We start from the raw sequence: 12,779 nt of genomic DNA on the forward strand, positions 1-12,779 counted from the left end.
CATTGGTCAAAGGACAAATGACAAAGGACAAATTTAGAGATCGCCGCGAATATCTTCGATAACTCCATCGCGTAGCACGATTTCGACTTGCATTTTGCTAATCAAGTTATCGCCACGTTCAACACGGAAAAAGCCTTCCATCTGAAATTGATTGACTTCTTGATCCAACTCCAGCAACTGTACTTGCTGAAGATTTTGCAGCATTTGATTTTTCTGTTCTAGAAATTCACTTTTCTTTTGGTTGACTTGCAGCTGGATATTGTCAATTTGTTGGAGGGTTTGGGGGCTGGGTGGTTGTATACTCTGCTTTTGAATGGCGGAGATCGCTCTTTGCCCTTCCATGTCAAGTTGTTGCAATTGCTGATCTAGTTGGTTGATTTGTGATTGCAATTGCTGCTGTACTTCCTCTTTCCACAAGGGAGTAACAATCACTTTGACATTAACGATGCGCTTTAAAAGCAGATTGGGGTTGGAGACATCCATATTTCACGTTCACTCTATAAAGTGTGTATTTGTAATTATCGGAACATACTGTTAATCAGGTCGTTGTAGCGATCTGCAACAATGTGTCGCCGGATTTTTAGAGTTTGGGTCATCAAGCCATTTTCAATAGAAAACGGTTCTAAAATCAGGCGGAATGGCCCAATGCGGTCATCTATACGATAACCAGGACGGTTCTGCACTTCCCGATTCAATTCTTGCCGATACAAATCCTGGATTATTTTACTCTCCAGGTTAATTTTTTCACCTGATGAACAGGTAATATTCTCATTTGGTATATCCAAGGATAGATTTTGGCTTTCGGCCCATTTTGCTAAGGCTTCGAGATTGGGGACAATTAAAGCACCGAGACTGCGCTGATCTTGCCCTACAAGCATGATTTGGTCAATATAAGGCGATCGCAAACAGGCATCTTCAATTGGCTGTGGCTCGATGTTTTCCCCGTTGGTCAAAACAATTGTATCTTTTGCCCTGCCAGTCAGCACTAAGTCATTGTCTGGTGTTAACCAACCCAAGTCGCCACTATCAAACCATCCTTCAGGATCAATGGCTTTTGCTGTTGCTTCGGGGTTTTGGTAATAACCCTGCATGATTTGCGGCCCCTTCAACAACACCAAACCTCGTTGTCCTGTTGGTAGAGGCTGGCGGTTTTCAGGATCTACAATTTTTACTTCTGTACCAGGAATTGGTTGACCGGATGAACCACGAAAATTCCGCCAAGGACGACGGGCATTAGTCACGGGAGAAGTTTCTGTTAAACCGTAACCTTGTAAAATTTCTACACCAATAATTTCAAAAAAGTTATCAATATGCCTTGGCAATGCACCACCACCACTAATAACTTGTTTGATGCGTCCACCTGTGGCTTCTCTCACCTTGGCATAAACTAGCTTTTCGCCTAAAAGATGAAACGGCAACAAAGTTAATGCTTGGGCTTTAGCTGCGGCTCGTTCAATGGCTGAAGCATTGACATGATCTAAACATAATCCTTGGGCAATGCGCTGCGCTTTGATATACTTTTCGCTCATGCCCAATAAAAAATTAATCAGGCGTTGCTTGCTTTGCGGTTGTTCACGAAACTGCTTTTGTACTCCTTCATAGATCGATTCCCACAGCCGAGGCACACCAATCATGAAATGAGGCTTAAATTCTTTTAAATCGCGTTTTACAGAACGCAAGTTAGTGTAAATTTGGGTGCAGCCTTGAGCGAGTAAAAAGTATTCACCACTACGTTCATAACTGTGCCAAGTAGGGAGAATACTTAAAACAATGTCGCCTGGTTCTGGTTGAACTATTGCCCGGAGGCTTTTCACTTGATGCATTAAATTGCTGTGCGACAACATTACACCTTTAGGTTTACCTGTAGTACCAGATGTATAAATTAAGGTTGCCAAGGAACTAGGATCTTGTTTGACTCGCACTAGGGTATGATTCCCACCAATTTCTTGTAACTGGGAAAAATTGAGGATTTTCAGAGAGTCGTCGGTTGGTGGGGTTTCATCAGAAAGCAAGATAACTACCCGAATTGGTAAATCATCTAAGCGATCGCGCAGTCTATTAAAGGTTTTTAAATCTTCAACTACTAAAACTGTACTGCCACTGTTGGCAATGATAAACAACAGTTCCTCTTTTTCGGCTTGGGAACTCCGTACTGCGTCAACTCCGCCAGCAGTCATGATGCCTTGGTCGGCAATGAACCAGCGAGGACTGTTATCAGCAATTAAAGAAATGCGATCGCCTACTTTGACTTCTAACGCTTGCAACCCAGCCGCAAATTGTTGAATTTGATCTGCTAAGTGGGCATAAGTAATTACTGTTTCTGGCTTAGAGTGCGGATTCTTCAACGCCACAATATTACCAAATTTTCTGGCGGCTAAAGGCCAAATCTCCGATAGTAAATTTACTTTTGAGTAATCTATCGCACTTTGTAATGCCTGACTTTCTCTGGGGCTGATGTTAGATAATATGGACGGCGCAGTTTCGGTGTTTGTCATACAACATTACCTAAAGTGTAGTAATTATTTGCCAGTTTATTCTGCTCTTAAGCTACGATATCCTTCCTTATTATTTACATCGCGGATTGTGTCAGCTATTTCACAAAATCCCCGGTTGTATTGATAAAAATTTATGTTAAAGTGAATTTATATAAACTGGAAGCAATGCATTCTCTAATCTCTGCTGAGACTGATGTTTGCCACGCAAAATAGTGACCACCTAAATATTCAATGGGGGTGATTACCTATAACTTTCCAAGATGCTGTGTTCTTAACCCTGATCAGTTCCGCCGCCTGTGTAGCCTTCCCTAAACTTCTTTCTACAATTCTGGCTAAGACAAAATCTCCTAAAGCATCTACAATTACGAATTCAGAAAACGCCAGAATAGAAATTACTGCTTTTCCCTACTGCACGGTTTATTCATTGACAGGTAGCCAATTTTGCAAATTCAGTCCGCGTTTTTGTTCTAGATGTTCTAGCTAATAATAGACAAAGACTTAGATCCCCGATTTCTTAAAGAAGTTGGGGATCTTGTTGTTCACTAAAAGTTTGTATCTAAGGAGACTGATTAAAAAGGGATAATTTTTTGCTTTTTATTCGCTATTAGTATCATAAAAATTCCACTCCCTATCAGCAGGAAATTCAGCAGTGTTTAACAATACGAGAATTTGATGCGATCGCTTTTAGATCTCCGACTTCTTTGAAAAGTCAAGGAGCTTGTGGTTTACAAAACTAAACATTGAACTAGCTTATAGATACCAAAAGAAAATCAAAATCGCTTATGTAACTCATTTGACTAATTATGTTTCACACTAGATAAATAACAAACAGATTTTTGAAGGAGAGCGTTTATATGAGTCTGATAGATGGGCTATTGCTGACGCTGCTGAATACTGTTGCTTGTCTGATGTTGCCAAAAATGTTGTCGGTAATTTTGGGAAACAAAACTAAATCAGAATCTCAATCAGTTATTGAATTACCAGCGTCGAGTTCTGAAATGCCTAATTTGATAGATGCAGTTTAAAAAAGCTAATTAATTGATTCAGGCGATCGCTAGGGGAATAATTACCTAAAAAGAAACTCAAGTTGATTTGATGATAATTATTTAATTTGTGTGATCGCCTTGTCATCTCAACTCATTTTATTTGCGCTTGTCCCGTCGCCACTTCTCTTTTACTAAACGAATTTCTTCAAAAGAATAGGCAGTGCCAAGTTGTTCTTTAAGTGGAGTCAAGGGAATATCGCCAAGAACTTCTAAAATCTGCCAAATTTTTTGATGACGTTCTAAAGGCACAATCTGGTTTATATCTACAGGCTGATTTTTTTCGATTAATTTGGCTAGATGACTCACAATGGTAGCTGGGCTAAGTTTTCGTTTTTTGGCAATTTCGCTAACACTTAAACCTTGTTGATGTAGCTGTAATGTTTGTAATTCTGTACCAGAAATTAAACTGACTGAGGGTATATCTTCAGCAGCTTGATTAACCGCATTTTTAGCATTACGATAAGCACGAATTTCTGCTAAAAACTTATCACCATATTGGGCAAGTTTATGACTCCCTACACCCGATAACTTGCCAAACTCAACTAAAGTTTTAGGTTGTACCTGTGCCATCAACTTTAATGTAGAGTCATGAAAGATAACGTAGGGCGGTACAGATTGTTCATCAGCTAATTGCTTACGCAGCGATCGCAATCTATATAATAGTTCTTCTGCCTCAGCCAACTTGGGATTATCTTCGATTAAAGTTAGTTTTGGCGTTGCAGAGATAGCGATTTCAACTTTGCGTTGTCGTCGCATGACTTCCCAACTGTGGGCATTTAATTTTAAAACAGAGTAACCATCATTAGTTTGTTCTAGCAAACCTTGATGTAAAAGCGATCGCCCTAACATTCGCCATTCATCAACGCTTCTATCTTTACCGATACCATAGGTAGAAAGCTTGTCATGTTCGTATTGCGTAATCTTTTGATTTTTTGCCCCGCGCAACACATCAATAATATGCAGCATCCCAAATCTTTCTTTGCAACGCGCCACACAAGATAAAAACTTCATGGCTTCAATTGTCCAATCTTCTACAGGTTTGGGATGACGACAATTATCACAATTGTTGCAATTTCCCAGAAACCTTTCGCCAAAATAACCTAGTTGAATTGTACGACGGCAATCTGTCCCTTCAGCGTAGTCTATCATTTGCCGCAGTTGTTGTTTAGCAATCAACTGTTCTTGGGCATCAGTTTTTTGGTTAATACTCCATTCAATAGTTTTGATATCACCAAAGCTGAAAAAGATAGTACAACGTGATGCTTCGCCATCTCTACCAGCCCTGCCAGATTCTTGATAGTAACTTTCTAAATTACGCGGAATATCATAATGAATTACTAAGCGGACATCTGGTTTATTAATTCCCATGCCAAAGGCGATAGTTGCCACCATCACCCGCGCATCATCTCGAATAAATCGCGTTTGATTATTGCTGCGTTCTTCGTCACTTAATCCGGCATGATAAGGAAGAACGGAAACTTTATCATTTTGCAGTTTAAAAGTTAATTCATCAACTTTTTTGCGAGTTAGACAATAAATAATAGCTGAACCGTCAATTTCTCGAATCAGTTCTAATAATTCAGCGTAAGCATATTTAGTTTTAGGACGGACTTCGTAATAAAGATTTTGGCGATTAAAACTAGCAATGTGAATACTAGGCTGCTTTAACCCGATTTGTTGAATGATATCCGAACGGACGCGTTCAGTAGCCGTTGCTGTTAATGCAATTGTTGGAACATTCGGATAACGCGATCGCAATGAGCGCAACTGGCGATATTCTGGACGAAAATCATGTCCCCACTCAGAAACACAGTGCGCTTCATCAATTGCAAAAGTAGAAATGCCAACTTGGTGATGTACTAAATCCAGAAACGGCAAAAACCTTTCACTCATCAGCCGTTCTGGGGCGACGTAGAGTAATCTTACCTTGCCATTGAGGATGGCATCTTCCCGCGATCGCACTTGATAAGGATTCAAACTACTATTAAGAAACGTCGCACTAATATTATTATTTCGCAGTGCTTCAACTTGGTCTTGCATCAACGCAATTAACGGCGATACCACTACTGTTAATCCCTTTTTGATTAACGCTGGTAGTTGAAAGCACAAAGATTTTCCCCCACCCGTTGGCATCACTACCAGCAAATCTCGATTTTGTAGCGCATCTTCGATAATTTTTCGCTGTCCCGGACGGAACTGATCGTAACCGAAGTGATATTTTAACGCTTGTTCGAGATTGGGATACTGAAGCATGGCGATGTCTACGACGGGCTACGCCTACGCATTTTTGGTGCTTTTTGCGTAGGTAGTGGATACCAAGATTATAAAAGCACAAAATCCTTTCTGTGCTTGGGTGTGAATTAAAATATGTGCAGGCATGACCCCAGCAAAACTTTACTAGGAGAAATAAAACAATGGTCAGCAGCCTGAAAGAACTGCTAAACGACACAGAATTATCACAAACTGACGACCCAGAGGAAAAATTTGTCACTACTGGCGTAAGCTGGCAAATGTATGAAGCCTTACTCGCCAAACTAGAAGATAACTCTCATTACCGCGTCAATTATATAGATGGAATATTAGAAATTGTGTCACCGTCTATCAGGCATGAAAATATTAAAAAACGTTTAGCTATTTTAATAGAACGCTATCTCTACTTAAAACGAATTCGATTCAACCCAATGGGAAGTTCCACTGTTAAAAAACAACTCAAACAAGCTGGAGTCGAACCCGATGAATGCTACGCCATTGGAGAGAAAAAAAATATCCCAGATTTAGCTATAGAGGTAATTATTACTAGTGGTAGCCTGGAAAAACTAAAAATTTACCAACGCTTGGGAGTATCTGAGGTGTGGGTTTGGCAAATCAATCAACTCAAACTTTATCATTTACGCGAAGAAACACCATCCCAGTTTTTAGATACTCATGGTTATGAACAGATTACTTTAAGTGAAATATTATCTGAACTGAATATTGCCTTATTAAAACAATGCGTTCAAATTTCTGATGATATTGAAGCGATTGACCAATTTGAACAAAATGTGTAAGTTCTAGGAATTTATGAATACAGGTTTTTAACAACGCCAAAAACTTTCATTCAATAATGTTTCAATATCATTAGGAAAAATTTTACTTAAATAGTGCTAATAAAAATGTGATCATTGCCACTAGCACTTTAACATTGATAAGTTTTGCTTTAGCATTACTAACAAAGGTATAAGGCTTTGCTGCTAACGTTCAAGCTGTTGTCACAAATGCTTTAACATTGATAAGTTTTGCTTTAGCATTACTAACAAAGGTATAAGGGTTTTCTGCTAACGTTCAAGCTGTTGTGACAAATGTTTTAACATTAATAAGTTTCGCTTTAGCATTCCAAACAAAGGTATAAGAATTTGCTGCTAACGTTCAAGTAGTTGTTACAAATGCTTCTGTTTTAATCACAGATAACAAAGCTGTTGTTGCTAACATACAAGCATTAGTAAAATATGCTTGTATGTTCATAACGCATACACGAGATATTTTTATCTATAGCTTTGCTACTACAAAAGTACTTAAATTATTCTTTTCAAGATAATTTTATTTAAGCTTCGCATTGCACGAGTAGCAAAATTAGACAGCAAATACAACAAGTACAACAGCAAGCAGAACGTTTTGCTGCAAAACTACGGGAGTTAAATATCGATCCAGATACTATCTAAAAATAGAATCAATTTAAGTTTTTGACCAATTTCCAGATCCCCGACTTCTCAAAGAAGTCGGGGATCTAATTATGGTTAAATCTACGTCGTCCATACTTGCAACAACAAATAAACGCAGACTTAGGTTATTTCCGTCACGGTTCAGAATTGTTGAGCAAAGCCATAGACTCAATTCGTGGCATAGTAGAAATAGAGTAAGCAGAACTCGATAGAGAACAAGCAGAACGCGATCGCTCTCTAGAAAACACCATCCCAATATTAGGTATCGGCTTTGGTGGTGGTGCAATTGTTTCTGGCGTAGTTGTTCAAAATATTGATAAAATCAACCAACCCCTAGCAACCATATCTCCAGATAATCAACCCCATCCTCTTTTTGCATCTTTACTTTTGAGTATCCTTGCTACTTTCTTGTGTACCGCCTTGGGTTGGTGGTGGATAAACAGACACAAAGACTATCCTAGAAATAACAAGTAAATTTACTAAATATTTATGACAACTATCTCAATTACCGATTCTCTAGTTCCTAATCCTGTACCAAAATCAGCAATAATTCGTTTAGAAAATATCTTTAAAATCTACGGCAGTGGAGAAACCGAAGTCAAAGCACTTAACGATGTAAACTTGACTATTACAGAAGGCGAGTATTGTTCAATTATGGGGCCTTCTGGTTCAGGTAAATCAACAGCCATGAATATTATCGGCTGTTTAGATCGTCCCACATCTGGACATTATTATTTAGATAACCTTGATGTTGCTCATATGGATGATAAAGCCTTGGCACACATCCGCAATAAAAAATTGGGGTTTGTCTTCCAACAATTTCACCTGTTACCCCAACTTACAGCCCTAGAAAATGTCATGTTGCCAATGGCATACGCTAATGTTAACCCGACAGAAAGACGCGATCGCGCAGTTGTCGCACTTACAAGAGTTGGTTTAGAAAAACGCCTCAACAACAAACCCACTCAACTTTCAGGTGGACAACAACAAAGAGTAGCGATCGCCCGTGCAATTGTCAATCGTCCTGTCGTGCTTCTCGCCGATGAACCCACAGGCGCACTTGACTCCCGCACAACTGGGGAAGTATTAGATATTTTTGGTGAATTAAATGCTAGCGGTATCACCGTCGTGATGGTGACTCACGAACCAGAAGTAGCGCGCCAAACCCAGCGCATAGTTTGGTTCCGTGATGGTCAAGTAGTACACTCTAACCTCACACCAGCCGATTTAACTCAAGTAGCTGGTTAGAGACTAGAGACTAGAGGTTAGAGGCTAGGAAAGATATACCTTCTATAATTCAGGACAGACTTTTAACCCTGTCACCTGTTTCCTGCTATATTAACTAGCCCCTAGCCCCTCTAAAGGCTTGATGTTTTGCCAGTTTCGGCTTGTGTTTCTATTGGTTTGACATCAGTGTAGCCCATTTCGCCAGCGATCGTTCTAAAAACTGACATTTGCTCTTCAAAATCTAATTCTTCTATTTGAGCGATCAAATCATTAATTGCATTATTTGGCTCATAATTATCTGGCAAGTCAACCACTGTCTTACCCATAGCTACTGCCCAAACATACCAAACTAACAGCTGATTATTTTCTTTGATTGCACCGTAAGCACGAGAATATTCTGTATCTTTGCGTTCAACAATATCCCGCATTACATTGAGTTGTTCTTCATCTGATAATTCCAAAAAATTGTTTAATAAAAGTGGTGCTAATTCAGGTTCAGCAGCAGCTGGCGCAGCAGGAGTAATGGATTCACCCATCTCTTCATAAACGAGATAAAACCATGCTAATTTAGCATCAGTATTTAAACTATTAAATGCTTGTACAACATTTTGAGTTTCATTGCTCAATGCTTGAGACGCTTTATTTTCGTAACTAGCTGTCATAATTTATCTCCGGGAAATTAACATATCAAACTAAGAGTTACCAGACTTTGATCATTATGATCTCCCTCCCAGAGAAAGAGTTATTTATATTGAAAATTAAAACTTATATCTATCTTGTAATAGAGGAATAATCTCTCCGCAGATGGCAGAAATACCTAAAGTTACCTGAGTATAATCGCCTCAGCATTTAATAAAATTACTCAAGGTGTTAAATTATGCCAGAAGATACAATAAAACCAAACCCAAATGAAGCTACTACTCATGATGCACAATTAGCCGCAGAACAAATGGCTAGTGGCGAAGAAAAAGTACAAAAAGTAGATTTTGATGCTGATTATGCAGCAGCACAGCAGTTCAGCGTTAGCGATGTAGATCGGACTCCCGAAGGCGCAGCAGCAGCCGAAGCTGCAACCGCAAACAAATTTGAAGTTCCAGAAGCAGAAGAGAGAAAAACAGAAGCGCAATCAACAGGAAATCCTGATGATTATTTAGAGTTAGCTAAAGAAGTTGGTGGTTCTCGCAGCGAAGGCGTATCAAATGTAAGTGATGATTTAATACAACAAGCTATAGAAAAGGGTCAACCTAAAAAATAAGCAACTGAAGTGTGAAGTATGAAGTCTGAATTATGATCTTTTAGGTTTCATTCTTCATACTTTATTTCTTGGGATTTGGCTATTCCTCTTTGACTTTGTATTTAACAACAGTTTTTCAGAATATCTAGCAGTTCGCTTGGGTGATGAATTAAATAATCTGGCTTTTGCTTAGATAATACTTCGGTAGAGTTAAATCCCCAAGTAACGGCAACAACTCTAATGTTAGCTTTTTTTGATGCTTCTATATCCCTAGTTTCATCACCAACGTAGATAACTGCTTGAGTAGGAATTTGCCTTTGCTTTAATACATTATTGATTATTGTAGTTTTGCCAAAAATAGTTACTCCAGAGTAAATAAAATCAAACAGATTATCTAAGTCATGGTTGTTAAGGAAAGCCGTCACATTTTCCTTAGAGTTAGAAGTGATAATTCCTAACTGATAACCTTGACTTTTGAGTTCTGTTAAAGCTTCTCGAATTCCTGGAATTGGGTGAAACTCGTGAATTTTATTTTTGAGTTCTGATTTAACTTTTTTGAGTAGAAAAGGAATTTTTAATAGAGAAACGCCTGAGTATTTAATAATTTCTCTAGAGGTCAAATTCCTTAAGTAAGCAAGTTGGTCAGGAGTTATTTGTTTGTAGCCAAACTCTGTAGCTAAACGATTGGCAATACCTATAAGAGCATCTACTGTATCCGCGATCGTGCCATCAAAATCAAAAACAATTACTTTCTGAGTCATTATTTCGCCTAGATGCGTCAAGATTAGCACGGGCATTCCGTCTGAGCATTTCTGGCTTAATCCGCCGCAAAGCTGATGCCGGAAATTGTCTGTCCCACTCCTCATCTGAGATTTTTGCTAATTCTACCAGCTTGGGTGCAATATTCCCAGGATAAGGTTGAAAGTCTGCCACGTCAGTTGTGCGGGCAAATCGCTGATTCCAAGGACAAACGTCTTGGCAAATATCACAACCAGCTACCCAGCCTTGTAGGTGTGGTGCGATCACTTCTGGTATTTCCCCGCGATTCTCAATTGTATGATATGCAATACAGCTATTGGCATCTACTACAAATGGTTGCGTGATCGCACCTGTAGGACAAGCTTCTAAACAACGTGTACAGCTACCACAATGTTGGCTATGGGGGCGATCGCATTCTAATTCTAAATTAGTCACAACTTCCCCCAAAAATACCCAAGAGCCATACTCTCTAGTAATCACATTCCCATTTTTGGCAATCCAACCAATTCCAGCTTTTTGCGCCCAAGCTTTATCTTGCACAGGGCCAGTGTCTGCATAATATCTAGCTTTAACTCCCTCACCCAGTGATTCTAACCAGGTAGTAAGTAGTTTTAGTTTCTTGTGCATCACCTTGTGGTAATCTCGCCCCCAGCCATAGCGGGAGATTTTAGCGTATTCTTCACCTTCCGGGCGTTGATGTGGAGTGTAGTAATTAAGCGCAACACACACAAGCGATCGCGCCTCTGGCATAACTAAACGAATATCTTGCCGCTTTGGGTTATCCATCCAGTTCATGTCAGCATGATAACCCAACGCTATCCAAGCTTGCAGCCTTTCAACTTCCGTATTATCACCCTCATCTACAGCAGCAATGCCCACTTTGTGAAAGCCTAACTCCAAAGCTTTTTCTTTGACTGCATCGCTGCTGGTAACTGAACACTGATTCATTTTTTTGAGCTAAATGCTGCCCATACTTGAGCGGTGTAACTCTACCTTACATAGTCAATGTTGCCAGAAAACATTTTACACCTCATCCATTTGTAAATTTTATTTGCAATTTATTAAGAAATAATGCAATATCGGAAAGCGAGACAAGGTTTAGGGAGGTTAGGATGCAAGAGTTTTGAATACATACACCCTTCCCCAAAACCTTGATTTGTCGTTGTTCGTACCAACCTCAATGAATTGCCAAAAGCTGTTTCTAGGAACAAATTCTTTCTTAAGAAGTACTTGAGCTTGGTAATTTACCTCAACAGCTGCTTTTTTTATAAATACTTTTATATTCCAATTAATTTCAGTTAACCTGATACAGGTAATTTTATGAAAGCTGCTGAATATCTAGAAAAGATTGAGATTGAAGGAATTACAGAACCCTGCATTCTAAATTACTTCACGACCTTAAATGCTGGAGAATTTATAGCAACAGCTGCACTGTTTGCCGAAGACGGAATAATGCGTCCACCGTTTGAGTCTGATATTGTCGGCCCAGATGCGATCGTATCCTACTTACAACAAGAAGCCCAAGGCGTTAAAGCTTACCCCAGCCAAGGAATAATCGAGAATTTAGAAAATCACCAAATCCAAGTTCAAGTGACAGGTAAAGCTCAAACTTATTGGTGTGGCGTGAATGCGATGTGGCTGTTTATCTTAAACGAACAACGACAAATTGTATACACCAGAATTAAACTCCTGGCTTCTCCTCAAGAGTTACTGGCTTTGCGTCCAGAAAATAGAGATTAGGGACTAGGGGCTAGAGGTTAGGAAATAAATCTTTTCATCTTTAGTTGTGAAATTTCTCATGAGTAGCTAGCTTGCAAAATTTCTGAGTGAAAGTCAAAAATACTACTTTTCCCTCTCTAAATCTAGCCTCCAGCCCCTAACCTCATTTCTCTTATTTCATCAATTCTGGAATCGTCACTTCTAGCTTTAAACAGTTAGCACCATCAACTTGTAACTGATACTCTACCTTATCCATTAACCGATTCATAATTAGCCATCCATAGCCTCCTTCTTGTTTGTCTAGAGGGTTGGGTTCTAAGTAGGTAGACATATCATAGCCTTCGCCGTAATCCCAAACTTCTAAAGCAATATCTCGTTCTTTCAGTTCTAACCGTAGTAATACTGGCAAATTTGCCTGCTCTTTGTGGGCATGACGAACTACGTTAGAGTAGGCTTCTACCAAAGCCAATCGTAAACGGCTTGATTGACGAGTCCAATCAACAGACTCGCCTAACTGGACTTTTAAGCATCCTAACAACCAGCTTTCGACGATATTTAAATAATTTAAATCACTTGGTACATGAAGCTCACTTTTCATTAC

The 12,779-nt window shown here is 39.3% G+C and carries 12 protein-coding genes; 5 read left to right on the forward strand and 7 right to left on the reverse strand.

All coding sequences use genetic code 11. The features are described 5' to 3' along the window. Positions 1-33: 33 nt before the first annotated feature. Both H6G76_RS08530 and H6G76_RS08535 read right to left on the reverse strand, forming a co-directional pair. Positions 34-483 (reverse strand): YlqD family protein, encoded by a 450-nt coding sequence (locus tag H6G76_RS08530; RefSeq protein ID WP_190698394.1) that lies wholly within the window; start codon positions 481-483, stop codon positions 34-36. Between the two features lie 35 nt (positions 484-518). Then, entirely contained in the window at positions 519-2,495 is a 1,977-nt protein-coding gene (locus H6G76_RS08535; protein ID WP_190698397.1) for a long-chain fatty acid--CoA ligase, read from the reverse strand. A gap of 854 nt (positions 2,496-3,349) precedes the next feature. Between H6G76_RS08535 and H6G76_RS08540 the strand changes: the two genes are divergently transcribed. Beyond that, positions 3,350-3,520, forward strand: a complete 171-nt coding sequence (locus H6G76_RS08540) for a hypothetical protein (protein WP_190698400.1) — start codon at positions 3,350-3,352, stop codon at positions 3,518-3,520. Between the two features lie 117 nt (positions 3,521-3,637). On the opposite strand, the gene recQ is transcribed toward H6G76_RS08540, so the two are convergent. After that, entirely contained in the window at positions 3,638-5,794 is a 2,157-nt protein-coding gene (recQ, locus tag H6G76_RS08545; protein WP_190698403.1) for a DNA helicase RecQ, read from the reverse strand. 161 nt (positions 5,795-5,955) lie between these two features. Between recQ and H6G76_RS08550 the strand changes: the two genes are divergently transcribed. Both H6G76_RS08550 and H6G76_RS08555 read left to right on the forward strand, forming a co-directional pair. Continuing rightward, a complete protein-coding gene (locus tag H6G76_RS08550; protein WP_190698406.1) occupies positions 5,956-6,588 on the forward strand; it encodes a Uma2 family endonuclease in 633 nt (210 codons plus the stop codon). Positions 6,589-7,728: 1,140 nt separating this feature from the next. Next, complete coding sequence (locus tag H6G76_RS08555; protein ID WP_199337298.1) at positions 7,729-8,487, forward strand: ABC transporter ATP-binding protein; 759 nt, start codon at positions 7,729-7,731, stop codon at positions 8,485-8,487. Between the two features lie 110 nt (positions 8,488-8,597). Here H6G76_RS08555 and H6G76_RS08560 read toward each other — a convergent pair whose 3' ends face one another. Further along, the gene (locus H6G76_RS08560; RefSeq protein ID WP_190698410.1) at positions 8,598-9,128 is read right to left on the reverse strand and encodes an orange carotenoid protein N-terminal domain-containing protein; all 531 of its coding nucleotides are present in this window, start codon (positions 9,126-9,128) and stop codon (positions 8,598-8,600) included. A 215-nt stretch (positions 9,129-9,343) separates the two neighbouring features. Between H6G76_RS08560 and H6G76_RS08565 the strand changes: the two genes are divergently transcribed. Next, on the forward strand, positions 9,344-9,721 hold the full coding sequence (locus H6G76_RS08565; RefSeq protein ID WP_190698413.1) for a hypothetical protein: 378 nt from the start codon (positions 9,344-9,346) through the stop codon (positions 9,719-9,721). Positions 9,722-9,822: 101 nt separating this feature from the next. Here the strand turns inward: H6G76_RS08565 and H6G76_RS08570 are convergent, their stop codons facing one another. After that, positions 9,823-10,461, reverse strand: coding sequence for an HAD-IA family hydrolase (locus H6G76_RS08570; protein WP_190698416.1), 639 nt, complete (start codon positions 10,459-10,461; stop codon positions 9,823-9,825). Beyond that, positions 10,436-11,407 (reverse strand): tRNA epoxyqueuosine(34) reductase QueG, encoded by a 972-nt coding sequence (queG, locus tag H6G76_RS08575; RefSeq protein WP_190698419.1) that lies wholly within the window; start codon positions 11,405-11,407, stop codon positions 10,436-10,438. Before queG ends, H6G76_RS08570 begins: the two co-directional genes overlap by 26 nt. A gap of 372 nt (positions 11,408-11,779) precedes the next feature. Here queG and H6G76_RS08580 point away from each other — a divergent pair, with 372 nt between their 5' ends. Beyond that, positions 11,780-12,199 carry a nuclear transport factor 2 family protein gene (locus H6G76_RS08580; RefSeq protein ID WP_190698422.1) on the forward strand — a complete coding sequence of 140 codons (420 nt, stop codon included), beginning with the start codon at positions 11,780-11,782 and terminating at the stop codon, positions 12,197-12,199. Positions 12,200-12,350: 151 nt separating this feature from the next. Here H6G76_RS08580 and H6G76_RS08585 read toward each other — a convergent pair whose 3' ends face one another. Further along, entirely contained in the window at positions 12,351-12,776 is a 426-nt protein-coding gene (locus H6G76_RS08585; RefSeq protein ID WP_190698426.1) for an anti-sigma regulatory factor, read from the reverse strand. Positions 12,777-12,779: the final 3 nt, after the last annotated feature.

The sequence above is a fragment of the Nostoc sp. FACHB-152 genome, from assembly GCF_014697475.1.
Taxonomy (GTDB): Bacteria; Cyanobacteriota; Cyanobacteriia; order Cyanobacteriales; family Nostocaceae; genus Nostoc_B.